Genomic DNA, 24,389 nt, shown 5'->3' on the forward strand with positions numbered 1-24,389 from the left:
TGTGCGGGTGTGCCGACGGCGACGTTAGTTTCAGGAACGTTGCAGCCACGTTGCGCGCGGTAGGTCGTACTCCCCGGCGAGCTGGTCGATGCGGGCGAGGGCGAGCGGCCGGCGTGGCGCGCCCACCGGCAACGCCCGCGCAAGGGCCTGCCAGGCGGTCAGGTCGTCGGCGCCGGCGGGCGTCGCGGTCCAGGCCGCGAGCAGCGCCGGGTCCGTGGCGGCCAGCACGGCCGCGCGGAGCTGGCCGTCGATCAGCCGGCGCAGTCGGGTCACTCCCGGTGCGTCCGAGCCGGGCAGCAACGGCCCGGGGTACGCGTCGAGCGCGCCCGCCGGATCGCCCTGCTCCAGCCGGTCGGCGACGGTGGTGAAGTCGGCCCGGACGGTGCCGCGCAGCCGGTACGGGCGCGAATCGAGCAGTTCGGGGCCGAGCACCCGGCGCAGCCGGGACAGCTCAGCGCGCAGAGTCACCGGGTGCAGCCGGTCGTCGCCGTACAGGTCGAGGCCGAGCTGTTCGCCGGTGCGCCCCTCCGGATGGTGGAGCAGCAGCACCAGCAGCTCGCTGTGCCGCCGGCCGAGCCGGAGGCGCCGTCCGTCGACCCGCAGCTCCGCTTCGTCCCGGCCGAGCGCGGTCACGATGGCGACGCCGGGCTCCACCGGACGGTCGGCGGCCAGCTGTGCCTCGGCGGCCCGGGCGGTGGCCCGGACCAGCGCCAGGCTGTGCGGGTTGGCCAGGTGGTCGCCGCCGGTGATGTCGACCGCGCCGAGCAGCCGCCCGGTGACCGGGTCGTGGATCGGCGCGGCGGCGCAGGTCCAGCGCTGCACCGGCCGGCTGAAGTGTTCGGTGGCGAAGATCTGCACGCTGTGGTCGACGGCCAGCGCGGTGCCGGGGGCGTTGGTCCCGGCGTGCGTCTCGTCCCACCGGGCGCCGGGCACGAAGTTCATCCGCTCGGCGTGCCGGAGCACCCCCGGATGTCCCTCCACCCAGAGCAGCCGCCCGTACGCGTCGCACACCGCCATCAGGTGCGCGCCGTCCTGCGCGATGCCGCCGAGCAGGTCCCGGAAGAGTGGCAGCACCCGGGCCAGCGGGTGGGCGGCCCGGTAGGCGGCCAGCGCGTCGTCGACCAGGTCGACCGGTGGGGTGGCCTCCGGGTCGAGTCGCGCCGAGCGTTCCCATGAGCGGCGCACCACCTCCCGCACCCGGTGCGGCGCGGCGCCGGCGGTGAGGAACGCCTCGTGGGCGGCGCCGACCTGCGCGATCCGCTCTGCCGGATCGACGCCGAACTCCAGGGCGAGCCACGGGTCAGCCATCGGGCGACCTCCTCGGCCCCCATCGTGACGCAGCTCACCCCCGTTCGCCAACCGCCGGGTCCCCGAGGGTGGAAAGGGTCGGCGAACCTGGCCGTTTCGGGGATCGGTGCGCGTGCCGGCTGAACGGTAGGGCGCTCCCGTCCGTACCAGGCGGTGAAGGACACACCGAGGACGGGAGTGACGGCGATGAGGGTGCAGCGCAAGCACGTGCTGGCGGCGACCGTGGCGGTGCTCGCCGCGGCGGGAGTGGCGGTGGGGACCGGTTTCGGGTTCGCCGGCACCGCCCCGACGGGGCAGTCCGCCTGCTCGGGCTCGGTCACCTTCTCGGCGGAGGGCGGTGCGCCGGCGGCGACCAGTGACCGGTTCCCGGTGGGTACCCGGCTGCGGGTGACCAATCTGGACAACAACCGGGCGGCCACGGTGACGGTGACCGGCCCGTCGGGCAGTTGTGTGCTGCTCAACGCCGCAGCCATGGAGCTGGTCCGGGAGCCGGGGAAGAACGTGATCCGCCGCAACGTGGTGGAACGCCTGGACGGCGCCGCCGCGCCGCCCGCCGGGCAGCCGGCCGCCGGCACGGTACGTCCCGGCGCCGCATCGCCCGGCGTGCCCGGTCCGGCGCCCCGCTCGGCCTGCCAGGGCTCGATCACCTTCTTCGCCGAGGGCGGGGCTCCCGCGGCGACCAGTGGCCAGTTCCCGGTGGGCACCCGGCTGCGGGTCACCAACCTGGACAACAACCGGGTGACCACGGTGACGGTGACCGGCCCGTCGGGCAGTTGCGTGCTGCTCAACTCCGCCGCCATGGATCAGATCCGCGAGCCGGGCAAGAACCTGGTCCGCCGCAACACCGTCGAGGTGCTGCGCTGACGTTGCCGGGTTCGGAAGGGCACCTTCTTGGGAAGGTGCCCTTCCCGCACTCAGCCGAAGGCGGCGTCGAGGATGTCGGCGCCCCGGGTGAGGTGCGCGTCGGAGATCACCAGCGGTGGCAGGAAGCGCAGCACGTTGCCGTACGTGCCGCAGGTCAGGGTGAGCAGGCCGGCGGCGTGACAGGCGGCCGAGACCGCCGCCGTGCCGACCGGGTCGGGGATGAGCGTGCCGGGCTGCACCAGTTCCACGGCGAGCATCGCGCCCCGCCCGCGTACCTCGGCGATCCGGGGGTCCCGCTCGGCGATGGCCCGTAGCCGGGGGGTCAGCACCGCCTCGATCCGGCGGGCCGCGCCGGCCAGGTCCAGCTCGTGCATGGTCTCGATGGTGGCCAGCGCGGCGGCACAGGCGATCGGGTTGCCGCCGTAGGTGCCGCCGAGCCCGCCGACGTGCACGGCGTCCATCAGCTCGGCCCGACCGGTGACCGCCGCCAGCGGCAGGCCGCCGGCGATGCCCTTGGCCAGGGTGACCAGGTCGGGTTCGACGCCCTCGTGCTGGCAGGCGAACCAGTCCCCGGTGCGGCAGAAGCCGGTCTGGATCTCGTCGGCCACGAAGACCACCCCGGCCGCCGTGGCCCAGGCCCGTAGCGCCGGCAGGAAACCGGGCGCGGGCACCACGAAACCGCCCTCACCCTGGATCGGCTCGATCAGCAGTGCGGCGACGTTCTCCGCGCCGACCTGCTTCTCGATCATCTCGACCGCCCGGGCCGCCGCATCCGCGCCGGACAGCCCGCCGTCGCGCAGCGGGTACGACATCGGCACCCGGTAGATCTCCCCGGCGAACGGCCCGAACCGGTGCTTGTACGGCATGTTCTTCGCGGTCAACGCCATGGTCAGGTTCGTGCGGCCGTGGTACGCGTGGTCGAAGACCACCACCGCCGGTCGGCCGGTGGCGTGCCGGGCGATCTTCACGGCGTTCTCCACCGCCTCGGCGCCGGAGTTGAACAGCGCCGAGCGCTTCTCGAACCCGCCCGGCGTCAGCGCGTTGAGCTGCTCGCACACCGCCACGTACGACTCGTACGGTGCGACCATGAAGCAGGTGTGGGTGAACCGCTCGACCTGCGCCCGTACCGCCTCGACGACCTTCGGTGCGGAGTTGCCGACGCTGGTCACCGCGATGCCGGCGGCGAAGTCGATCCACTCCCGGCCGTCGACGTCGGTGATCGTTCCGCCGGAGGCTCTGTCCACGTAGGACGGCACGACACTGCTGACGCCCCGGGCGACCGCCGCGCCGCGTCGCTTGTGCAACTCGTCAGATGTGGTCACCGGTGTCAGCCTTCGATGTTGTGCATGACGTGCTTGATCCGGGTGTAGTCCTCCAGGCTGTAGACCGACAGGTCCTTGCCGTGCCCGGAGTGCTTGAAGCCGCCGTGCGGCATCTCGGAGACGAACGGGATGTGCGTGTTCACCCAGACGCAGCCGAAGTCCAGCCGCCGGGTCATCCGCATCGCCCGCCCGTGGTCCTTCGTCCAGACCGAGGCGGACAGGCCGTAGTCGACGCCGTTGGCCCAGCGCACCGCCTCGTCCTCGTCGGAGAAGCGCTGCACGGTGATGACCGGCCCGAACACCTCGTCCTGGATGATCTCGTCGGCCTGGCGCAGCCCGGAGACCACGGTCGGCGCGTAGAAGTAGCCGCGCTCGCCCTGCCGGGACCCGCCGCTCTGGATCGCTGCGTGGTCCGGCAGCCGGTCGACGAAACCGCTGACCCGGGCGAGCTGGTTGGCGTTGTTCAGCGGGCCGTAGAGCACATCGGCGTCGTCCGGGGCGCCGGTCTTTGTGTTGCGGGCCTGCTCGGCGAGCGCCGCCACGAAGTCGTCGTGGATCCCCGGACCGGCCAGCACGCGGGTGGCGGCCGTGCAGTCCTGCCCGGCGTTGAAGTAGCCGCCCATCGCGATGGCCTCGGCTGCCGCCGCCACGTCCGCGTCATCGAAGATCACCACCGGGGCCTTGCCGCCCAGCTCCAGGTGGGTCCGCTTCAGGTCGGGGGCCGCCGCGCCGGCGACCTCCATGCCCGCGCGGGTCGAGCCGGTGATCGAGACCAGCTGCGGGGTCGGGTGCGAGACGAGGGTACGACCGGTGTCCCGGTCGCCGCAGACCACGTTGAACACGCCCGGCGGGAAGAACTCAGCGGCGATCTCCGCGAGCAGCAGCGTCGACACCGGTGTGGTGTCCGACGGCTTGAGCACCACCGTGTTGCCGGCGGCGAGCGCCGGGGCGATCTTCCAGACGGCCATCATGAGCGGGTAGTTCCACGGGGTGACCTGGGCGCAGACGCCGATCGGCTCGCGCCGCACGTACGAGGTGTGCCCTGCCAGGTACTCCCCGGCGGACCGCCCCTCCAGCAGCCGGGCGGCGCCGGCGAAGAAGCGGAACTGGTCCACCGCCGGCGGCAGCTCCTCCTCGGCGGTGAGCTGGCGCGGCTTGCCGGTGTTGCGGACCTCGGCGTCGACCAACTCGGCTGCGCGGGCCTCCACCGCGTCGGCGAGCTTGAGCATGGCCCTCTGCCGCTCGGCCGGGGTGACCTCCCGCCAGCTCTCGAACGCGGTGGCGGCGGCGGTCATGGCCGCGTCCACGTCGGCGGCGCCGGAGACCGGGGCCTGGGCGAACACCTCACCGGTGCAGGGGTCGATCAGGTCGGCGTAGCCACCGTCGGCCGGTTCGACGTAGGAGCCGTTGACGAAGTTGCGCAGCTGCTGCTGGTCACTCATGACTGGATCTCTCCGAGGGGGCCGGGGGTGCGCTTCTGCGGCGGTTATCGCAATCTGTCTGCCATCTTGGCTACTGAATTCGCGGCAGACAAGGGCTCCGGCGACTGTTTCCGTCGGGTGCTTCCTCGTCTACGCTGCTCGGCGTGGAGTCCGCAGCCTTCTTCGTCGCCTCCCGCCCCGCCCACGGCGAGGGGGAGCTGACCGTCCACCACCCGTACGACGGTCGCCTGGTGGGGCGTACCACGCTGGCCACCGCCGACCAGGTCGAGGCCGCCGTCGCCGCGGCGGCCGGAGTGGCCGCGCAGGCCGCGGCCCTGCCCGCGCACGCCCGCGCGGCGGCCCTGGACCACGTGTCCCGGCGGCTCGCCGAACGCGCCGAGGAGGTCGCGGCGCTGATCACCGCCGAGAACGGCAAGCCGGTGAAATGGGCCCGAGCCGAGGTCGGACGGGCGGTGTCCACCTTCCGGTGGGCCGCAGAGGAGGCCCGACGCTTCTCCGGGGAACTGCAACGACTCGACACCGACCCGGCCGCCAGCGGGCGGATCGCGCTGGTCCGGCGGGTGCCGAAGGGGCCGGTGCTGGGCATCGCGCCGTTCAACTTCCCGCTCAACCTGGTCGCGCACAAGGTGGCACCGGCCATCGCGGTCGGCGCGCCGATCATCGTCAAGCCGGCCCCGGCGACCCCGCTGTCCGCGCTGCTGCTGGGCGAGTTGCTGGCCGAGACCGAGCTGCCCGCCGGGATGTTCTCGGTCCTGCCGCTGCCGAACTCCCGTGCCGCCGAACTGGTCACCGACCCCCGGCTGCCGGTGGTGTCGTTCACCGGATCCGGGCCGGTCGGCGCGGCCATCCGTCGCCAGGTGCCGGAGAAGCACGTGACGCTGGAGCTGGGCGGCAACGCGGCGGCGGTGATCTGCGCGGACTGGACGTCGGACGAGGACCTGGCCTTCGCCGCGCAGCGCATCGCCACGTTCGCCAACTACCAGGCCGGCCAGTCGTGCATCGCCGTCCAGCGGGTGTACGTGCACCACGCGCTCTTCGCCGACTTCCTGCCCCGGCTGGTGGCGGCGGTGCGTGCACTGCGCACCGGTGACCCCTCCTCGGAGCTGACGGACGTGGGGCCGATGGTGTCCGAGGACGCGGCCCGCCGGGTCGAGACGTGGGTGGCCGAGGCGGTCGCGGCCGGCGCCACCGTCGAGGTGGGCGGGGCCCGTGACGGCGCCACCTACCCGCCGACCGTGCTGACCGGCGTGCCGGCGGACGCCAAGGTCGTCGCCGAGGAGGTGTTCGGGCCGGTGCTGGTGGTCGCCCCGGTCACCGACGACCAGGCCGCGTTCACCGCGGTCAACGATTCGGCGTACGGGTTGCAGGCGGGCGTGTTCACCCGGCGGCTGGACGTGGCCTTCGCCGCCGCGCGGTCCCTGGAGGTGGGCGGGCTGATCGTCGGCGACGTGCCGTCGTACCGGGCCGACCAGATGCCGTACGGCGGGGTCAAGGGCAGCGGCGTCGGCCGGGAAGGACTGCGCAGCGCGATGGACGACTACACCGAGCCGCGGGTCATGGTGCTGACTGGATTGGCGCTCTAGCCGTTCGATCCGGGCCTGGTCGTGCGCTTCGTCAACGACTACCGAAACCTTGATCGGTACGAAACCGTCGATCGTGCTACGGCCGAGACCGTGGCTGAGATTGTCACGAGTGGTGCCAGCTTGCCCGACGAAGAAGCCATCCGTTCGATGTTCACGGCCGGCGGCGGCGACAGTCGGCAACCGTCGCCCTCCGTCCAGTGACGCACCGCTCATGATGGCGGGTCGATGGACCGCCGGCGACCCGGGCGGATCGGCTTGGCCACCGCACTCCGCGAGCGGGAAGGCGCGTCAGAGCCATTGCGCCGGGGGCAGATCATCGTAAGGCCCGAATAGCATCGGGGCATGGCGAGCTCCGAGACGGACAGCAGCAGGTCCAAGGCGTGGGCGTGGCCGGTCGGGATCCTGGTCGGCCTGGCGATCGGCATCCCCGTGTTCGGTTCGTCGGGTGGAGTCGCCTTCGGCGTCGCCATCGGCGTTGCCTTCGCGATCGCCTTTGGCGCGACCAGTAAGCGCACCGAAGCTCCCGCCGCCCACGGCGACCCAGATGGCGATACCAGCTCCACCGGCACTGGCCCGGCGGGTCCCTCCACCCGGGACAATCCAGACGGCAGCACCACCGGGGGCGACGCCGACGGCCCGGATCGAGGGTGATCGACTCCATGTCGGGGACATCGGGGCATTCCGGGCCGTCGGATAGCCCGATGTCGCCGATATCGAGTGGATCATGGCCGCCGCCACCACCGCCGGCACCGCTGGTGGCGGTGCCGGGCAGTGTGGGGGAGGCGGTGGCTGTGCAGGAGGAGTTGCGGCCGCTGGTGGACCTGGTCGGGCCGGGGCCGACCGCGCCAGCGACGGTGGCTGGCCTGGACGTCGCGTACGCGCAGAGCGGTGATCTCCTCGCGGCGGCCGTGACCGTGCTGGACGCCCGGACGCTGGCCGTGGTGGACTCCGCGGTCAGCGTGGGCCGGCCCGCGTTCGGCTACGTTCCGGGGCTGTTCGCCTTCCGTGAGCTGCCCGCGTTGCTCGCCGCACTGGACCGGCTGAGCACCCGCCCGGACCTGCTGGTCTGTGATGGGCACGGGCTGGCCCATCCGCGCCGATTCGGGCTTGCCTGTCACCTCGGCGTGGTCACCGGGCTGCCTGCCATCGGGGTGGGGAAGACGCCCCTGGTCGGTCAGTGGGATCCACCGCCCGCCGAGCGGGGTGCCTGGTCGCCGCTGCGCGACGGCGACGAGGTCGTCGGCCGGGTCCTGCGGACCCAGGACGGGGTGAAGCCGGTCTTCGTGAGCGTCGGGCACCGGATGAGCCTGGACAACGCCGCCGCGCAGGTGCTCGCACTGACCCCGCGTTACCGACTGCCGGAGACCACCCGTACCGCCGACCGGCTCTGCCGGGACGCCCTCGCTCGCGCGCTAGCTGGGCATCCCTAGCCAGCAGTCCGGCAGAGCCCGCAGCAGGTCGGCGGGCCGAGCCCTCAAACCGTAACGCCGCACACATACGGCCCGCTCAATGACCAGGGGTGGGGGTGGGCCGGTAGTAGCCTGACCGCGGACCCCACCCGGGGAGGAACGGTGAGGTGATCATGACGGTACGTCGGCGCGTGGCGCGGCTCGGGACGGTCTGCGGTCTGGTGGGCGGCCTGGTGATGCTCGGTGCGTCGCCGGCGCTGGCCGACGACGACTCGGTCCGGGTGGGTTCGGCCAGCAGCTTCGCCGCCGGCGGCTCCGCGCAGGGGGTGAACGTCGCGGTGCGCAAGCGCTCCGACGGGTGCGTCCTGCTGCGTACCGCCCTGGGTCTGCGCCTTGAGGGTCTCCAGCCGGACCAGGTGACGGTGCAGGTCAACGCGGGCGGGACCTGGTTCCCGGTGGCCGTTTCCGGCGGTGACGGCAACGTGGTGACCGGGCAGACCTCGCCGGCGAAGCCGACCCTGTGCAAGGGCAAGGGCATCACCGTGCGTTACCGGGTGGCGTTCGCCGCCGGTGCTCCGGCTGGTCGGCTCGTGGTGACCGGCGCGGCCGCCAGCACGGCAGGGCAGGAGCTGGGTCGGGGTTCCGACTCGGCGAAGGTGACCGGCGGCCGGGCCGCCGCGTCGCCGACCCCGTCGAAGAAGCCGTCGCCCACCCCGAGCGTGGCCACGACCGAGGCCGCGCCGGTCGACGCGGTGAATCCGGCCGCGCTGGACGGTGCGCCCGACACCACGGCTACCGCGGCCGAATCGTCCGGGGGCGGCTCGCCGGTGATGTTCTTCGGCATCGCGATGGTGGCGGTTGGGCTGCTGCTCATCGGGCTGCTGTTCCGTCGCTCGCGGCAGGATCGGACGCCGACCGACGGGGCGCTGGGGCCGCTGCCGGGCAACCCCGGTGGCACCACCTACCGCTCCGGCGGCGGGTCGCCGACCGCGCCCGGTCACCCCGGCCCGGTGTACGGCCAGCCGCAGCCGGCGGACGGCTACGGCACGGTGCCCTCCCCCCGGCCCGCCGCCGGTGGGGTCTACGGGGCACGGCCGGCCGATCCCGCGCCGACGCCGGACGCGACGCAGCCGATGCCGGGCAATCCTCCGGCCCGCCCGCTGCCCGGCGACCCGCCCGCCGACGGCGGCGATCACACCGTGTTCATGCCCCGGCTCCCCGGCTGAGCGGGGACCGGCGTCGACCCTCCGATACGCTCAGGTTCGGTGGAACCTGCGGCCCGAGGAGCGGAACTAGTGTCGGATCTGTCCCAGATCGTGAAGGCGTACGACGTCCGAGGGACGGTGCCGGACCAGTGGGACGAGCGGGTCGCGGAGGCACTCGGAGCAGCATTCACCCAACTGCTCAACACCACTGAGGAGCCGGGCGACGCGGTCGTCGTCGGGTACGACATGCGGGCCAGTTCGCCCGGGTTGGCCGCCGCCTTCGCCGCTGGCGTCCGGGCCGAGGGACGCTCGGTGATCGAGATCGGGCTCGCCTCCACCGACCTGCTCTACTTCGCCTCCGGTTCGCTCGACCTGCCCGGTGCGATGTTCACCGCCAGTCACAACCCGGCGCAGTACAACGGCATCAAGATGTGCCGCTCCGGTGCGCGCCCGATCGGCCAGGACAGCGGGCTGGCAGAGATCCGTGAGCGGGCTCAGGCGCTGCTCGACTCGGGCGAGTCCCGGCCGGCCGGCGAGCCGACCCGGCCCGCCGAGCGGCGGGACCTGCTCCCCGACTACGCCGCGTACCTGCGCAAGCTGGTCGACCTCTCCGGCAGCCGGCCGCTGAAGGTGGTGGTCGACGCCGGCAACGGGATGGGCGGCTTCACCGTCCCCACCGTGCTGGGCGACGCCGCCCTGTCGGCCCTGCCGCTGGAGATCGTCCCGCTCTACTTCGAACTCGACGGCACCTTCCCCAACCACGAGGCCAACCCACTGGACCCGGCGAACCTGGTCGACCTCCAGCGCGCCGTGGTCGAGCACGGGGCCGACATCGGGCTGGCCTTCGACGGCGACGCCGACCGGTGCTTCGTGGTGGACGAGCGCGGTGAGCCGGTCTCGCCGTCGGCGATCACCGCCCTGGTCGCCGCGCGCGAGCTGGCCAAGCACCCGGGTTCCACGGTGATCCACGGTCTGATCACCTCCAGTGCGGTGCCGGAGATCATCCGTGAGCACGGTGGGGAGCCGGTGGTCGCCCGCGTCGGGCACTCCTTCATCAAGGCGGAGATGGCCCGGACCAACGCTGTCTTCGGCGGTGAACACTCCGCGCACTACTACTTCCGGGACTTCTGGTTCGCCGACACCGGGATGCTCGCCGCGATGCACACCCTGGCCGCGCTCGGTGAGCAGTCACTGCCGCTGTCCGTGCTGGCCGGCGAGTACGAGCGCTACATCGCCTCCGGTGAGATCAACTCGACGGTGCTCGACCAGGCGGCGGCGGTGGCCGAGGTGCGGGCCGCGTACCCCGATGCGGTGCCCGACGAGATGGACGGGCTCACGCTGCGTTTCCCCGATGGCGCCTGGTTCAACCTGCGCGCCTCCAACACGGAGCCGTTGCTGCGGCTCAACGTCGAGGCGCCCACCCGCGAGCGGATGGTCTCGCTGCGGGACGAGGTGCTCGGCCGCGTTCGCCGATAAGATCGCCTGCGCCGGTCGGCACCGCCGCCGGTGAAGCCGCACACGTGGAAGGAGCCGTGCCATGGCCCTGGATCCGCAGTTGCTCGAGATTCTCGCCTGTCCGGACACGCACCACGCCCCGCTCGCCTACGACGCCGAGGCGCAGACGCTGACCTGCACGCAGTGCGCCCGGATCTTCGAGGTCCGCGACGACGTGCCGGTGCTGCTGCTCGACGAGGCGCGCGGCGGCCCCGGGCAGCCCTCATGATCGACGGTACGGCCGGGGTCAGCGGACGTCGTGACGCCGACGAGGCCCTGCTCGACAACCCGGATGCCCTGGCCGAGCAGGACCCGGGCGGCATGCTCCGGCACACCGCCTCGGCCGGCGCGCAGGTCCGCGAGACGGCCGCACTGGCCGCCGAGGCGAACCTCGCGGTGCTCGCCGACGACGGGCGGCCCCGGGCCGTGGTGATCGCCGGCATCGGCACCGCGGGGCGGACCGGGGACATACTCGCCACGGTCGCCGGGCCGCGCTGCCCGGTCCCGGTCATCGCGCACCGCAGCGCCGGCGTACCCGGTTGGGTGGGTGCGGCCGACGTGGTGATCGCCGTGAGCGCGTCCGGTCGCAGCCCGGAGGCGCTGGGCGCCGCCGAGGCGGCGCACCGGCGGGGCGCCCGGCTGGTCGCGGTGGGTGCCCCCGACTCGCAGTTGCAGTCGGTCGCCGAGCGGGCCCGGGCGCCGTTCATCCCGGTGCCCCGGCGCGCACCGGCGCGGGCCAGCCTCTGGGCGCTCACCGTGCCGGTCCTGCTCGCCGCCCGTTCCCTCGGGCTGGTGAAGGTCAACGAGGCGGACCTGGCGGAGACCGCGGCCCGGCTCGACGCGGACGCCGACCGCTGCCGGTCCGCCGCGGAGTCCTTCGTCAACCCGGCGAAGTCACTGGCCCTGGGCCTGGCCGGCTCGATCCCGATCGTCTGGGGCTCGTCCCCGCTGGCCACCGTGGCGGCCCGCCGGTTCGGCGACACCCTGTCGGCCAACGCCCGCTACCCGGTGGTCACCGGGGCGCTCGGCGAGGCCGGTCGGGGCCGGGTCGGCCTGCTGGACGGCGTCTTCGGTGGCCTGGCCGAGGGGGAGCGTGACATCTTCGCCGACCCGGCGGAGGACGACGGCGAGGGGACCCGACTGCGGCTCGTGCTGCTGCGCGATGGCGGGCTCAACGCCGAGGACGACACGGACGAGCCGCTGGCGGTCGAGGAGCGCCGCGCGGACGCGGTGCAGACCCTCGCCGAGCGTCGCGGGGTGCGGTGCGACGTGGTGACCGCCGAGGGTGGCTCCGCGCTGGAGCGGCTGGCCTCGCTGATCGCCGTCCCGGACTTCGCCTCGATCTACCTTGCCCTGGCCCACGGACTGGACCCGATGGCGGTACCAGCCATCACCGAAATGAAGGAGCTGTCGAACCAGTGAACGAATGTAGGGGGCGGCGCGGCACGCGCGCACCGGGCAGCGCAGTGCGGCAGAGCGGGGCGCTGGCATGAGCGCCAACGGCGGAACCAAAGCGATCGTCGCCGCCCTGCTGGCCAACGTCGGCATCGCCGTCACCAAGTTCGTCGCGTTCCTGCTGACCAGTTCGTCGTCGATGCTGGCCGAGGCGATCCACTCGGTCGCCGACTCCGGCAACCAGGCCCTGTTGCTGCTCGGCGGCAAGCGGGCGAAGCGGGCGGCCACCCCGGAGCATCCGTTCGGGTACGGCCGGGAGCGCTACGTCTACGCGTTCATCGTGTCGATCGTGCTGTTCAGCGTCGGTGGCCTGTTCGCCCTGTACGAGGCGTACCACAAGTGGGAGCACAAGGGGGGAATCGAGTCCTGGCACTGGGTGCCGGTCGTCGTGCTGGTGGCGGCGATCATCATGGAGTCGTTCTCCTTCCGAACCGCCATCAAGGAGTCCAACCTCGTCCGGGGCAACCAGTCCTGGGTGCACTTCATCCGCCGGGCCAAGGCGCCTGAGCTGCCGGTGGTGCTGCTGGAGGACCTCGGCGCGCTGGTCGGTCTGGTCTTCGCGCTGTTCGGCGTCACCATGACGCTGATCACCGGCAACGGCGAGTGGGACGCCGCCGGTACCGCGATGATCGGCATCCTGCTGGTGACGATCGCCGTCGTGCTGGCCATCGAGACCAAGAGCTTGTTGCTCGGTGAAGGCGCCGAGCAGCAGGACGTGGCCGCCATCGAGCGGGCGATCACCGAGGGCCCCGAGGTGGAGCGGATCATCCACATGAAGACGCTCTACCTGGGGCCGGAAGAGCTGATGGTGGCCGCGAAGATCGGGGTGCAGGCCTGCGAGAACGCCCACGATCTGGCCCGGGGCATCAACGCCGTGGAACTGCGGATCCGTGCCGCCGTTCCGACCGCCCGGGTGATCTACCTGGAGCCGGACATCTACAGCGCTGCCGCCGCTGAGGCCGGCACCGGTGCGGCCGCCGACACCGCCGTGACGCAACCCGGGGATGGATCGGGCGAGGCGGCCGGGCGGCCCGGGGGCTGACAGGTGGAGCTGCTGTACGGACCGATTCGGGACTACGCCTGGGGGTCCCGCTCGGCGATCGCCATGTTGCAGGGGCGACCGGTGCCCAGCGCCGGCCCGGAGGCGGAGCTGTGGCTGGGCGCCCACCCGGGCGCCCCGGCCAGCGTTGAGCGGGCCGGTCTGCGGGTCAGCCTCTGCGACCTGGTGCGCGACGAGCCGGGGCAGTGGCTCGGCCAGCGGGTCTCGGATCGGTTCGGCAGCAGGCTGCCGTTCCTGCTCAAGGTGCTCGCCGCCGACGCCCCGCTGAGCCTGCAGGCCCATCCGGACGCCGAGCAGGCTCGGGCGGGCTTCGCGGCGGATGCGGGGCGCCCGCTGGAGGAGCGCAACTACTCCGACCCGCACCACAAGCCGGAGCTGCTGGTGGCGCTGACGCCGTTCGAGGCGCTGTGCGGTTTCCGGGACCCGGCGGAGTCGGCCGAGGCGCTCGCCGCGTTCGGCGTACCGGCGTTGGCGCCGGTGGTCGCCGCGTTGCGAACCGGGCTGGCGGGGCTGCGGGCGGCGGTGCAGACGCTGCTCGCCTGGCCGGCGGCGGAGCGCGGCGAGTTGCTGGGCTCCGTGGTGGTGGCCTCGACCGACGGCCCGGACGCGGAACTGGCCCGCCGGCTGGCTCTTGCCTACCCGGGGGACCCGGGCGTGCTGGTCGCGCTGCTGCTGCACCACGTGCGGCTGGTGCCCGGGGAGGCGATCTGGATGCCCGCCGGCAACCTGCACGCCTACCTGAGCGGCTGCGGAGTGGAGATCATGGCGGCCAGCGACAACGTGCTGCGCGGCGGGCTGACCCCGAAGCGGGTGGACGTCGACGAGTTGCTGCGGGTGCTGCGCTTCGAGGTGCTCGACGATCCGGTACGGACCGCGCAGCCGGTCGCCCCGGGTGTGGACTGGTGGCCGGTGCCGGTGGACGACTTCGCGCTGCACCGGGTGCGGGTCGGGGCGGCGGTGCCCGCGGTCACGCTGTCGCTGCCCGGTCCCCGGGTGGTGCTCTGCGGTGTCGGCCCGATCACCGTGGACGACGGGGCTGGCGCGCTGACGCTGGGGTCCGGTCAGGCGGCGATCGGCACCGCGGCCGGTGAGCAGTTGCGGGTCAGCGGCAGCGGTGAGGCGTACGTGGCCACCGCCGGACTGCGTTGACGCTGACTCACCGCGACGACACAAGTCCGACTTTCCCGGAATAGCTTGACGCTGTGCTGCTCAGGTGTGACTCTATGAGTACGCAGCGTTATCGCGACGACGGTCCGACAACGTGCGGGGAACCAAACCGGGGGGATGCGCGGGGCGGGCGGGAGTGGGCGGAATTTCTGTCCATCACCGACCGCCCCGTGCGCTGTCCGCGGACCGTCCCTGGCGCCCGTCGCCGACGCGCGTAAGGTGGAGGGTCGGCGCAGACATCGTTCGACAGGAGCTTTCATGACCAGCACCCTCCCGGCGTTCCCCAGCGGTACGCCGTCCGAGGCCCGGCCGAGCACCCTCGCCGAGGGCGACTTCAAGGTGGCGGATCTGTCGCTTGCCGAATACGGGCGCAAGGAGATCCAACTCGCCGAGCACGAGATGCCCGGCCTGATGTCGATCCGCCGGGAGTTCGCCGAGGCGCAGCCGCTCGCCGGCGCGCGGATCACTGGCTCGCTGCACATGACCATCCAGACTGCCGTCCTGATCGAGACGCTGGTGGCCCTCGGCGCGCAGGTGCGCTGGGCGTCCTGCAACATCTTCTCCACTCAGGATCACGCCGCCGCGGCGATCGTCGTCGGCCCGGACGGCACCCCCGAGGCCCCCGCCGGCGTGCCGGTCTACGCCTGGAAGGGCGAGACCCTGCCGGAGTACTGGTGGTGCACCGAGCAGGTGCTCGCCTGGCCGGACGGGCAGGGCCCGAACATGATCCTCGACGATGGCGGCGACGCCACCCTGCTGGTGCACAAGGGCGCCGAGTTCGAGCAGGCCGGGGTCGTGCCGCCGGTCGAGTCCGCCGACTCCGAGGAGTACGCGGTCATCCTCGAGCTGCTGCACCGCTCGCTCCCTGAGGACGGTCAGCGCTGGACCCGGATCGCCGCCGGCATCAAGGGCGTGACCGAGGAGACCACCACGGGCGTGCACCGGCTCTACGAGATGCACCGCGCCGGCACCCTGCTCTTCCCGGCCATCAACGTCAACGACTCGGTGACCAAGAGCAAGTTCGACAACAAGTACGGCTGCCGGCACTCGCTGATCGACGGCATCAACCGGGCCACCGACGTGCTGATCGGCGGCAAGATGGCCGTCGTGATGGGCTACGGCGACGTGGGCAAGGGCTGCGCCGAGTCGCTGCGTGGCCAGGGCGCCCGGGTCGTGGTGACCGAAATCGACCCGATCTGCGCGTTGCAGGCCGCGATGGACGGCTACCAGGTCGCCACCCTGGACGACGTGGTCGAGCAGGGTGACATCTTCATCACCGCCACCGGCTGCTACGACGTCATCACCAACGAGCACATGGCCCGGATGAAGCACCAGGCCATCGTCGGCAACATCGGCCACTTCGACAACGAGATCGACATGGCCGGCCTGGCCAAGCGCTCCGACGTCGAGCGGGTCAACATCAAGCCGCAGGTCGACCTGTGGCGCTTCGCCGACGGGCACGCCATCCTCGTGCTCTCCGAGGGCCGCCTGCTGAACCTGGGCAACGCCACGGGGCACCCGAGCTTCGTGATGTCGAACTCGTTCGCCAACCAGACGATCGCCCAGATCGAGCTGTTCACCAAGACCGAGGACTACCCGATCGGCGTCTACGTGCTGCCCAAGCACCTGGACGAGAAGGTCGCCCGGCTGCACCTGGGCGCGCTCGGCGCCAAGCTGAGCACGCTGACCAAGGAGCAGGCCGCCTACCTGGGCGTCTCCACCGAGGGTCCGTTCAAGCCGGACCACTACCGCTACTGATCGACACTTTCGTACCGGGTCGGCTGTCCGCAGCCGGCCCGGTTCGTCGTTCCCGGCCGGTTCGGACCCTGGTCAGTCCGGGTGGGAACGACGGCGGGCGGGGCGGAACCACGTCCACAGACACCAGGCCAGCCATCCGAGCGACACGACGGTGGCCAGCGCCCGCATGCGCAGCGCGCTGAGCAGCAGCACCACGGCCAGCACCGTCAGCCACGGCAGGAATCCCTTCACGGCGGGATCCTTTCACAGCCCTGACGACACCGGCTGATCGTCGCTCGGCCGAGGCTAGGTCGCGACCCAGGTGAGCTTGTCGAGAACGGCTTGACGAGGCCTCTGATCAGGAGGAAGGTATGGCTGCCCTAAGTTAGCTGAGAAGTGCCTGAGGATCTCGGAGTCCCGATGTTCGCCACCTATCTGATCGGCCTGCGGGAAGGCCTGGAAGCGACCCTGGTGGTCAGCATCCTCGTGGCCTTCCTGGTGAAGTCGCAGCGGCGGGACCGGTTGCCGCAGGTCTGGGCAGGGGTCGGCCTGGCCGTTGCGCTCTCGGTGCTCTTCGGCTGGCTGATCGAGTACACCTCGACCTCCCTGCTGGCCCGCTCCGAGGACCGCGAGTTGTTCGAGGCGGTCACCTCTGTTGCCGCCGTCGTCTTCGTCACCTGGATGATCTTCTGGATGCGTCGGGCCGCCCGGAGTATCGCCGGCGAGCTGCGGGGCAAACTCACCGAGGCGCTGGCCGTCGGCTCTCTGGCGGTCGCCGGAATGGCCTTCCTCGCGGTGATCCGCGAGGGCCTGGAGACCGCGCTGATCTTCTACTCCGCCGCCCAGGGCGCGGCCGGCGACAGCGGGCCGCTGCTCGCGCTGATCGGCGGCATCGCCACCGCCGTGGTGATCGGCGGGCTGCTGTACGCCAGTGCCCTGCGGATCAACCTCAGCAAGTTCTTCACCTGGACCGGCGCGCTGCTGATCCTGGTCGCCGCCGGCATCCTCAAGTACGGCGTGCACGACTTCCAGGAGGCCGGCGTCCTGCCCGGCCTGAACGACCTGGCCTTCGACATCACCACCGTGCTCGACCCGAGCACCTGGTACGCCGCGCTGCTCGCCGGCATGTTCAACGTGACCCCCGCGCCCACCGTGCTGGAGACGATCGCCTGGGTCGGGTACGCCGTGCCGGTCCTCCTGCTCTTCCTGCGCCCGACCCGCCGCAAGTCGGCACCCGTCGCGGCACCGGCCGGGCCCGCGAGCGAGGCGGCCCCGACGACCGGCGCGAGCGACACCGCGAACACCCCCACCCCCACCACCGCTACCGGCACCGAGCGCGGGGCCGACCCCGAGGCCGACGCGGCGACCACGCCGCAGCGTGCCTGACCCCACGAGGAGAGAAAGCTCAGATGCGTACCGCCCGATTTTTCGCGTTGGCCGCCGCCGGCGTGCTGGCGACGACCGGTGTTGCCGCCTGCTCCGACTCGGAGAAGGGTGACTCGGCCACGGCCGGCGGCCCGATCGTGGTCAAGGCCAGCGACACCGCCTGCGATGTCGGCACCACCGACCTCGGCGCCGGCACCGCCACCTTCAAGATCACTAATTCCGGTGCGAAGGTGACCGAGTTCTACGTGTACGCCTCCGGCGACCGGGTGATGGGCGAGGTCGAGAACATCGCCCCCGGGCTGAGCCGCGAGCTGCATGTGGAGCTGCCGGCCGGCACGTACGAGACGGCCTGCAAGCCGGGGATGAGCGGCAAGGGCATCCGGGGCGCGCTCAAGGTCAGCGGGTCGGCGCAGCCGCTGACCGCCGACGCCGCGCTGGCGGGCGCCACGGACAACTACCAGCGGTACGTCAAGAGCCAGACCGGCGCGCTGCTGGAGAAGACCGAGGAGTTCGTGGCCGCGGTCAAGGCCGGCGACGTGGCGAAGGCCAAGACGCTGTTCCCGGTGGCCCGCACCTACTGGGAGCGGATCGAGCCGGTGGCCGAGATCTTCGGCGACCTCGACCCCAAGATCGACGGCCGCGAGGAGGTCATCGAGGAGGGGATGGAGTTCACCGGCTTCCACCGGATCGAGAAGGACCTCTGGCAGTCCGGCGACATCAGCAAGGACGGCCCGATCGCCGACCGGCTGCTGGCCGACGTCAAGGAGATCGTGGCCAAGGCCAACGCCGAGAAGCTCTCTCCGCTGCAGCTCGCCAATGGCGCCAAGGAACTGCTCGACGAGGTGGCCAGCGGCAAGATCACCGGCGAGGAGGACCGCTACTCGCACACCGACCTGTGGGACTTCGCCGCCAACCTGGAAGGTTCCAAGGCCGCCGTGTCCGCCCTGCGGCCGGCGCTGGAGCAGCGCTCGCCGGAGCTGGTCACGCAGCTCGACACCGAGTTCACCAACGTCGAGGCGCTGCTCGGCAAGCACCGCGACGGCGACGGCTGGAAGCTGCACACCGCGCTGAGCAAGGCCGAGCTCAAGGAGCTTTCCGACGGCATCAACGCGCTCGCCGAGCCGATCAGCAAGGTCGCTGCGGTCGTCGCCCGGTGACCGGACGTCAGGGGGAGTCGAGTCGATGAGCGGAAGCAGGTTGAGCCGGCGGCGGGCGATCACGCTCGCCGGTGTCGGAGTGGCCGGAGTCGCCGGGGTGGCGGCGGGCGCGGGCGCGCTGATCAGCGACTCTCGTGACCCGGCCGCGGCCAGCGACCACCCGGCGGGGGCAGTGCCGTTCCATGGCGAACACCAGGCCGGCATCGTCACCCCGGCTCAGGACCGGCTGCATTTCGTCGCCTTCGACGTGATCACCAAGGACCGGGCCCGGCTGGTCGAGCTGCTCCAGGAGTGGACGGCTGCCGCCGTGCGGATGACCGCCGGGCGCGACGCCGGGGTGCTCGGCGCGGTCGGCGGGATGCCGGAGGCCCCGCCGGACGACACCGGCGAGGCGCTCGGCCTGCCCCCGTCGCAGCTCACCCTGACGATCGGCTTCGGGCCGACGCTGTTCCGCGACGCCGATGGCCGGGACCGGTTCGGCATCGCCGACCGGCGCCCGGCCGCCCTGGCCGAGCTGCCGAAGTTCCCCGGCGACGCGTTGCAGCCGCAACTCTCCGGCGGCGACCTCTGCGTGCAGGCGTGCGCCAACGATCCGCAGGTGGCGGTGCACGCGATCCGCAACCTGGCCCGGCTCGGTATGGGTGTGGTCAGTGTCCGCTGGTCGCAGCTCGGCTTCGGTCGTACCTCGTCGACCTCCCGCGACCAGGCCACGGCGCGCAACCTGTTCGGCTTCAAGGACGGCACGGCCAACCTCAAGGCCGAGGACACCGACCTGCTGCGCGAGCAGTTGTGGGTGCAGCCGGGCGACGGGCCGGACTGGATGGCCGGCGGCTCGTACCTGGTCACTCGCAAGATCCGGATGCTCGTGGAGACCTGGGACCGGACCTCGCTGGCCGAGCAGGAGGAGATCGTCGGTCGGACCAAGGGCAGCGGTGCCCCGCTGGGCAGGACCGACGAGTTCGACGAGCCGGATTTCGCCGCCCGTGGTGACGACGGGCAGCCGGTGATCGCCGAGCACGCCCACGTCACGCTGGCGCACCCCAGCCGCAACGCCGGCGCGCACCTGCTGCGCCGGGGCTACAACTTCGTCGACGGCTCGGACGGCCTCGGTCGGCTCGACGCGGGCCTCTTCTTCATCGCCTACCAGCGGGATCCACGCCGGCAGTTCGTGCCGATCCAGACCCAGTTGGCCCGGCACGACGTGATGAACGAATACCTTCGGCACGTCTCCAGCGGCCTGTTCGCCTGCCCGCCCGGAGTGCGCGACGGCGGGGACCACTGGGGGCGGGCACTCTTCGGCTGACCTCCGCCGTGATCGTGACAGTGCAACCGGCCGGAGGTAGCGGTGGCGCCGGGCGGCGCCGAAGGGGGATCATGGTGATGGCTCGGCTCCGGAACTTTCCGCGCGCCGCGCCCCCGCACCACGTGGCGCCGCCGCCGCAGGTCGGGATGCCACACTTGCCGGCGGCGCTATCCGTGCCGGGTGACGCCGGTCCCACCGAACTGAATGGGGATGCAATATTAATCCCATGAGAGCCCGGGTACTGGTGGTCGACGACGACCCCGCACTCGCCGAGATGCTCGGCATCGTGCTGCGTAGCGAGGGCTTCCTGCCCTCGTTCGTGGCCGACGGCGAGCGGGCGTTGGCGGCATTTCGCGACAGTCGTCCGGATATCGTGCTGCTCGACCTGATGCTGCCCGGAATGAGCGGTATAGACGTGGCCCGCTCGATCCGGGCCGAGTCCGGCGTGCCGATCGTCATGCTGACCGCCAAAAGCGACACCGTCGATGTGGTGCTCGGCCTGGAGTCCGGGGCCGACGACTACGTGGTCAAGCCGTTCAAGCCCAAGGAGCTGGTGGCCCGGATGCGGGCCCGGCTGCGCCGGGGCGACGATGTGGCGCCGGAGATGCTGACCATCGGGCCGCCCAGCAACCAGATCACCATCGACGTGCCCGCGCACACGGTCAGCCGCAACGACGAGGAGGTGAAGCTGACTCCGCTGGAGTTCGACCTGCTGGTCGCGCTCGCCCGCAAGCCGCGTCAGGTCTTCACCCGCGAGGTGCTGCTGGAGCAGGTCTGGGGCTACCGGCACGCTGCCGACACCCGGCTGGTCAACGTGCACGTGCAGCGGCTGCGCGCCAAGATCGAGCCGGACCCGGAACGGCCGGAAATCATCCTCACCGTGCGGGGCGTGGGCTATAAGGCGGGGACCGGATAACCTGGTCACACTGTGTCGACCTCCCCGCCCCCGCACCCCCCGACCACGGTTCCCCGCCGGCCCGGCGCCGGCTGGGAGCTGTGGCGTGCCCTGAGCGGGCGGGCCGCCCGGATGGTGGCCCGGGTGCACCAGACCTGGCGCCGCTCGCTCCAGGTCCGGGTGGTGACCATCACGCTGGTCGCCTCCAGCCTGCTGGTCGGCGGTTTCGCGTACCTGATCGCTGACAAGATCACCACGATCCTGCTCGACAACGCCCGCACCGATGTCCGGATTCGGGTGAACAGCGGTGCCGGCTACGCGGTCAAGCAGGTCTCCCTCTACGGCCAGCCACAGGAGGCGCAGCTCCAGGAGACCATCGAGGACACGGTCAACTACCTGGCCGGCGGCGACCCCCAGCAGACCGGTGGTGTGGTGGTGGCGATCACCGCCGACGGCTACCCCAACATCATCCAGACCCGCACGGCGCCCGCGGTGAACGTCCAGCCACTGATCAGCCCGGAGCTGCGGGCCGCGGTCGCCGGCGGCAAGGTGGCCAGCCAGATCCGCACCGGACGGCTCACCGGGGAGCCGACCAAATATCTGGTGTACGGCTCGCCGGTGCCCACCCGATTCGGCCAGATCGAGCTGTACTACCTCGTGCCGTTGACCCGGCAGGACACCACCGCCGCCGACGCCCGAGCCACCGTGGTGGCCACCGGGGGTGCCCTGGTGATCCTGCTCGGGCTGCTCGCGGCCCTGGTCACCCGCCTGGTGGTAAACCCGGTCCGGGTCGCCGCGCGGACCGCCCAGCGGCTGTCCGCCGGCCTGCTCGACCAGCGGATGGTGGTCAACGGCGAGGACGACCTCGCTCTGCTCGCCGCCTCGTTCAACCAGATGGCTACCAACCTGCAACGGCAGATCCTGCGCCTGGAGGAGATGTCCCGCCTGCAGCGCCGGTTCACCTCCGACGTCTCGCACGAGCTGCGTACCCCGTTGACCACGGTCCGGATGGCCGCCGACCTGATCTTCGCCGAGCGCGACGAGTTCGACCCGGCGGTGGCCCGCAGCGCCGAGCTGCTCCAGGCCGAGCTGGACCGTTTCGAGGAGCTGCTCACCGACCTGTTGGAGATCAGCCGGTTCGATGCGGGCTTCGCCATGCTGGACGCCGAGCCGACCGACCTGGTGCCGGTGGTGCACCGGGTGGTCGACCGGTTGGCCGGCCTGGCCGAGCGGGTGGGCGTACCGATCGAGCTTGATCTCCCGGGCACGCCGGTGATCGCCGAGGTCGACCCGCGCCGGGTCGAGCGCGTGTTGCGCAACCTGGTCGGCAACGCCGTCGAGCACGGTGAGGGCCGGCCGGTGCTGATCACCCTCGGCATCGACGAGACCGCCGTGGCGATCACCGTGCGGGACCACGGGGTGGGGCTCAAGGTGGGCGAGGAGAAGTTGGTCTTCAACCGGTTCTGGCGGGCGGACCCGTCCCGGGCCCGGCAGACCGGGGGCACCGGGCTGGGCCTGTCGATCAGCCTGGAGGACGCCCGGCTGCACGGCGGCTGGCTGGAGGCGTGGGGTGCGCCCGGGCAGGGCGCCCAGTTCCGGCTCACCCTGCCGGCCCGCGCCGGTGACCGGCTGACCACCTCACCGCTGCGGCTGGTGCCCGCCGACGCCGCGCTGCCGTTCGGTGGCCCCCGGGACGGTGGGCCGCTGGCCATCGGGCCGGGCACCGGCGGGGCACTGGCGATCAACCCGGCACCGGCCGGGGACGGGCAGCGGGCGGAGGTGCGCTCGTGAGGCGTCAGGGTCTGCTCGGGGCACTGGGCGTGGTGTTGCTGCTGGGTGCCGGATGCGGCATCCCGGAGGCGTCCGACGTGCGGGTGGACGGCAAGGGTGGCACCGCGGCGGAGGCCGCCTCGGTCAACGGCCGGGGCAGTGAACCGCCGTCGCGGACGGCCAGCGGCAGTGCCAACGATGCGTTCGTGCGCAACTTCCTGTCCGCCGCCGCCGGCGAGTCGGACCGGGCCTACGAGCGGGTCAAGCAGTTCGTTGCCCCGGAGCACCGGTCCCGGTTGCAGGAGAAGAAGGGCAGTGAGGTCGCGCTGACCGTGGTCCGCCTGCGGGAGACGGTCTTCACCCTCAACAGCGACTCGACCACCACCGTGAAGATCACGGTGCAGCAGATCGGCGTGCTGGGGACCAACGGCACCCTGGCTCCGCCGGTGGCGACCGAGACGGAGTACGAGTTCGGGCTGCGCAGCGGGGCACTCGGCGGAGCCGGCAACGACGAGCGCGCCGGCCTGTACGTCCTCAACCCACCGAACGTGCTGCTGCTGAGCGACGTGGCCCTCCAGCAGTACTACCAGGACGAGTCGATCTACTTCTGGAACTCCGACCGCAGTCGGCTGGTGCCCGACCAGCGTTACCTGCCGCTGGCCGTGCCGGACGAGCGCCGGGTCAACGAGGTGGTGAAGTGGCTGGTCGGCGGCCCATCCGAGTGGCTGCGTCCCGGTGTCGTCGGGCTACCCGACCGCACCGAGTTGATCAACAATGCCACCGGTGCGAACGGCCGGTGGGAGGTCAACCTGGACATGTCCGGTGACGACAAGACCCGGATCGACCAGCTGATCACGCAGCTCGCCTGGTCGCTGGGCGACCTGCCGGGCGAGCTGGAGTTGAAGATCCGCAACAACTCGCAGCCCGTACAGGATCTGAACGAGCGCCGAATGTCCCGTGGGCTCTACCCGATCACGGAGAGCCCGCAGCGGTTCGGCGTGTACGAGGGCGCCATCCGCCCGCTCGACTTCGTCGGTGAGCCCAGCGGCGCCGTGCCGTTGGCGGCCGAGGTCAACCGCAACATCGTCTCCGCCAGCCTGGCCCGGGACGACAGCAGGATCCTCGCCGCGATGGTGGTGACCAGCGGCAAGAGCCGGCACCGGCTCGCCGTGGGCACCGGCCGCGATCCGGTCAGCGTGCTCAACCGGAGCGGGCCCGAGTACGCCTCGATCAGCCGCCCGGTCTGGCTGCGCACCATCGACTCCCGCCCGGCTCGGGGCCTGGTGGTGGCCGACGGCCGGCTCTACCGCTTCGACGAGGCCGCCCGGATGTACCCGGTACCGCTCAACCTGCCCTCCACCGAGGTCACCGCGGTGGCCGCCGCGCTGGACGGCCAGCGGGTCGCGTTGATCGCCGGCGGCCGGCTCTACGTCGCGGCGGTCAACCTGGACGGCGGGGGAGTCTCCATCGGCCCGCCCCGGTCATTGGTCACCTCGCTGACCGGCCTCACCGCGGTGGACTGGGGCAGCGAGGACCGGCTGATGGTGGCCGGGTCCGCCGGCCAGCCGGCGATCTACGAGATCAGCGTCGACGGCGCCCTGGAGACGCCGCTACGGACCGACGTGGGTGCCAAGGTCAGCCACTTGGCGGCGTACCCGACCAACCGCAGTGTGCCGCTGCCCAGCGGGGCGTACATGTACGAGGCGAACGGGGTGGCCTACCGCAGCAGCCCGTTCGAACGGATCGAGGCCCAACGGGTGCGGGACATCGCCCCGCCGCCCGCCGGGGTCCGCGCGAGCAACCCGTCGGCCCCGTTCTTCCTCTACTGACGT

At 72.0% G+C, this 24,389-nt stretch carries 21 protein-coding genes; 17 read left to right on the forward strand and 4 right to left on the reverse strand.

Annotated features, from left to right (window positions below; genetic code table 11):
• Nucleotides 1–30: 30 nt before the first annotated feature.
• On the reverse strand, nucleotides 31–1,308 hold the full coding sequence (locus OG470_RS12190; protein ID WP_328423727.1) for a GAF domain-containing protein: 1,278 nt from the start codon (nucleotides 1,306–1,308) through the stop codon (nucleotides 31–33).
• Between the two features lie 186 nt (nucleotides 1,309–1,494).
• Here OG470_RS12190 and OG470_RS12195 point away from each other — a divergent pair, with 186 nt between their 5' ends.
• Nucleotides 1,495–2,172, forward strand: a complete 678-nt coding sequence (locus OG470_RS12195; RefSeq protein WP_328423729.1) for a hypothetical protein — start codon at nucleotides 1,495–1,497, stop codon at nucleotides 2,170–2,172.
• Nucleotides 2,173–2,222: 50 nt separating this feature from the next.
• Here the strand turns inward: OG470_RS12195 and gabT are convergent, their stop codons facing one another.
• Together gabT and OG470_RS12205 are read right to left on the reverse strand one after the other, a co-directional pair.
• Complete coding sequence (gene gabT, locus OG470_RS12200; protein ID WP_328423731.1) at nucleotides 2,223–3,494, reverse strand: 4-aminobutyrate--2-oxoglutarate transaminase; 1,272 nt, start codon at nucleotides 3,492–3,494, stop codon at nucleotides 2,223–2,225.
• A 5-nt stretch (nucleotides 3,495–3,499) separates the two neighbouring features.
• The gene (locus OG470_RS12205; protein WP_328423733.1) at nucleotides 3,500–4,936 is read right to left on the reverse strand and encodes a gamma-aminobutyraldehyde dehydrogenase; all 1,437 of its coding nucleotides are present in this window, start codon (nucleotides 4,934–4,936) and stop codon (nucleotides 3,500–3,502) included.
• Nucleotides 4,937–5,079: 143 nt separating this feature from the next.
• Between OG470_RS12205 and OG470_RS12210 the strand changes: the two genes are divergently transcribed.
• The 10 genes from OG470_RS12210 to ahcY all read left to right on the forward strand — a co-directional run bounded on the left by OG470_RS12210 (nucleotide 5,080) and on the right by ahcY (nucleotide 16,067).
• A complete protein-coding gene (locus OG470_RS12210; RefSeq protein ID WP_328423735.1) occupies nucleotides 5,080–6,519 on the forward strand; it encodes an aldehyde dehydrogenase family protein in 1,440 nt (479 codons plus the stop codon).
• A 342-nt stretch (nucleotides 6,520–6,861) separates the two neighbouring features.
• Complete coding sequence (locus tag OG470_RS12215) at nucleotides 6,862–7,170, forward strand: hypothetical protein (protein ID WP_328423737.1); 309 nt, start codon at nucleotides 6,862–6,864, stop codon at nucleotides 7,168–7,170.
• A gap of 50 nt (nucleotides 7,171–7,220) precedes the next feature.
• On the forward strand, nucleotides 7,221–7,949 hold the full coding sequence (gene nfi, locus OG470_RS12220) for a deoxyribonuclease V (RefSeq protein WP_328423739.1): 729 nt from the start codon (nucleotides 7,221–7,223) through the stop codon (nucleotides 7,947–7,949).
• Between the two features lie 152 nt (nucleotides 7,950–8,101).
• Nucleotides 8,102–9,154, forward strand: coding sequence for a hypothetical protein (locus OG470_RS12225; protein ID WP_328423741.1), 1,053 nt, complete (start codon nucleotides 8,102–8,104; stop codon nucleotides 9,152–9,154).
• Between the two features lie 69 nt (nucleotides 9,155–9,223).
• Nucleotides 9,224–10,609, forward strand: a complete 1,386-nt coding sequence (locus tag OG470_RS12230) for a phosphomannomutase/phosphoglucomutase (protein ID WP_328423743.1) — start codon at nucleotides 9,224–9,226, stop codon at nucleotides 10,607–10,609.
• 61 nt (nucleotides 10,610–10,670) lie between these two features.
• Nucleotides 10,671–10,856, forward strand: a complete 186-nt coding sequence (locus OG470_RS12235) for a Trm112 family protein (RefSeq protein WP_328423745.1) — start codon at nucleotides 10,671–10,673, stop codon at nucleotides 10,854–10,856.
• Nucleotides 10,853–12,049 carry an SIS domain-containing protein gene (locus OG470_RS12240; protein WP_328423747.1) on the forward strand — a complete coding sequence of 399 codons (1,197 nt, stop codon included), beginning with the start codon at nucleotides 10,853–10,855 and terminating at the stop codon, nucleotides 12,047–12,049. The genes OG470_RS12235 and OG470_RS12240 overlap by 4 nt, the downstream gene beginning before the upstream one ends.
• Before the next feature lie 67 nt (nucleotides 12,050–12,116).
• Nucleotides 12,117–13,124, forward strand: a complete 1,008-nt coding sequence (locus tag OG470_RS12245) for a cation diffusion facilitator family transporter (RefSeq protein ID WP_328423749.1) — start codon at nucleotides 12,117–12,119, stop codon at nucleotides 13,122–13,124.
• Between the two features lie 3 nt (nucleotides 13,125–13,127).
• Entirely contained in the window at nucleotides 13,128–14,291 is a 1,164-nt protein-coding gene (gene manA / locus OG470_RS12250; RefSeq protein ID WP_328423751.1) for a mannose-6-phosphate isomerase, class I, read from the forward strand.
• 276 nt (nucleotides 14,292–14,567) lie between these two features.
• Complete coding sequence (gene ahcY / locus OG470_RS12255; RefSeq protein ID WP_328423753.1) at nucleotides 14,568–16,067, forward strand: adenosylhomocysteinase; 1,500 nt, start codon at nucleotides 14,568–14,570, stop codon at nucleotides 16,065–16,067.
• Nucleotides 16,068–16,139: 72 nt separating this feature from the next.
• Here the strand turns inward: ahcY and OG470_RS12260 are convergent, their stop codons facing one another.
• Nucleotides 16,140–16,298 carry a hypothetical protein gene (locus tag OG470_RS12260; protein ID WP_328423755.1) on the reverse strand — a complete coding sequence of 53 codons (159 nt, stop codon included), beginning with the start codon at nucleotides 16,296–16,298 and terminating at the stop codon, nucleotides 16,140–16,142.
• A 168-nt stretch (nucleotides 16,299–16,466) separates the two neighbouring features.
• Here OG470_RS12260 and efeU point away from each other — a divergent pair, with 168 nt between their 5' ends.
• From efeU to OG470_RS12290, 6 genes are all read left to right on the forward strand, one after another.
• The gene (efeU, locus tag OG470_RS12265; RefSeq protein WP_328423757.1) at nucleotides 16,467–17,432 is read left to right on the forward strand and encodes an iron uptake transporter permease EfeU; all 966 of its coding nucleotides are present in this window, start codon (nucleotides 16,467–16,469) and stop codon (nucleotides 17,430–17,432) included.
• A 23-nt stretch (nucleotides 17,433–17,455) separates the two neighbouring features.
• On the forward strand, nucleotides 17,456–18,589 hold the full coding sequence (gene efeO, locus OG470_RS12270) for an iron uptake system protein EfeO (protein ID WP_328423759.1): 1,134 nt from the start codon (nucleotides 17,456–17,458) through the stop codon (nucleotides 18,587–18,589).
• Between the two features lie 25 nt (nucleotides 18,590–18,614).
• On the forward strand, nucleotides 18,615–19,892 hold the full coding sequence (gene efeB / locus OG470_RS12275) for an iron uptake transporter deferrochelatase/peroxidase subunit (protein WP_328423761.1): 1,278 nt from the start codon (nucleotides 18,615–18,617) through the stop codon (nucleotides 19,890–19,892).
• Between the two features lie 226 nt (nucleotides 19,893–20,118).
• A complete protein-coding gene (gene mtrA / locus OG470_RS12280) occupies nucleotides 20,119–20,808 on the forward strand; it encodes an MtrAB system response regulator MtrA (RefSeq protein WP_328423763.1) in 690 nt (229 codons plus the stop codon).
• Nucleotides 20,809–20,820: 12 nt separating this feature from the next.
• Nucleotides 20,821–22,578, forward strand: coding sequence for an MtrAB system histidine kinase MtrB (mtrB, locus tag OG470_RS12285; protein WP_328423765.1), 1,758 nt, complete (start codon nucleotides 20,821–20,823; stop codon nucleotides 22,576–22,578).
• A complete protein-coding gene (locus tag OG470_RS12290; protein ID WP_328423767.1) occupies nucleotides 22,575–24,386 on the forward strand; it encodes an LpqB family beta-propeller domain-containing protein in 1,812 nt (603 codons plus the stop codon). Before mtrB ends, OG470_RS12290 begins: the two co-directional genes overlap by 4 nt.
• Nucleotides 24,387–24,389 lie beyond the last annotated feature (3 nt).

The organism is Micromonospora sp. NBC_00389, assembly GCF_036059255.1.
Lineage (GTDB): Bacteria > Actinomycetota > Actinomycetes > Mycobacteriales > Micromonosporaceae > Micromonospora.

Excerpts from the sequence above, each read along its gene's own strand:
- OG470_RS12190 (WP_328423727.1), bottom strand. The coding sequence starts at position 1,308 with ATGGCTGACCCGTGGCTCGCCCTGGAGTTCGGCGTCGATCCGGCAGAG.
- OG470_RS12195 (WP_328423729.1), top strand. The coding sequence starts at position 1,495 with ATGAGGGTGCAGCGCAAGCACGTGCTGGCGGCGACCGTGGCGGTGCTC.
- OG470_RS12205 (WP_328423733.1), bottom strand. The coding sequence starts at position 4,936 with ATGAGTGACCAGCAGCAGCTGCGCAACTTCGTCAACGGCTCCTACGTC.
- OG470_RS12215 (WP_328423737.1), top strand. The coding sequence starts at position 6,862 with ATGGCGAGCTCCGAGACGGACAGCAGCAGGTCCAAGGCGTGGGCGTGG.
- nfi (WP_328423739.1), top strand. The coding sequence starts at position 7,221 with ATGTCGCCGATATCGAGTGGATCATGGCCGCCGCCACCACCGCCGGCA.
- OG470_RS12225 (WP_328423741.1), top strand. The coding sequence starts at position 8,102 with ATGACGGTACGTCGGCGCGTGGCGCGGCTCGGGACGGTCTGCGGTCTG.
- OG470_RS12235 (WP_328423745.1), top strand. The coding sequence starts at position 10,671 with ATGGCCCTGGATCCGCAGTTGCTCGAGATTCTCGCCTGTCCGGACACG.
- OG470_RS12240 (WP_328423747.1), top strand. The coding sequence starts at position 10,853 with ATGATCGACGGTACGGCCGGGGTCAGCGGACGTCGTGACGCCGACGAG.
- OG470_RS12245 (WP_328423749.1), top strand. The coding sequence starts at position 12,117 with ATGAGCGCCAACGGCGGAACCAAAGCGATCGTCGCCGCCCTGCTGGCC.
- ahcY (WP_328423753.1), top strand. The coding sequence starts at position 14,568 with ATGACCAGCACCCTCCCGGCGTTCCCCAGCGGTACGCCGTCCGAGGCC.
- efeU (WP_328423757.1), top strand. The coding sequence starts at position 16,467 with ATGTTCGCCACCTATCTGATCGGCCTGCGGGAAGGCCTGGAAGCGACC.
- efeO (WP_328423759.1), top strand. The coding sequence starts at position 17,456 with ATGCGTACCGCCCGATTTTTCGCGTTGGCCGCCGCCGGCGTGCTGGCG.
- efeB (WP_328423761.1), top strand. The coding sequence starts at position 18,615 with ATGAGCGGAAGCAGGTTGAGCCGGCGGCGGGCGATCACGCTCGCCGGT.
- mtrA (WP_328423763.1), top strand. The coding sequence starts at position 20,119 with ATGAGAGCCCGGGTACTGGTGGTCGACGACGACCCCGCACTCGCCGAG.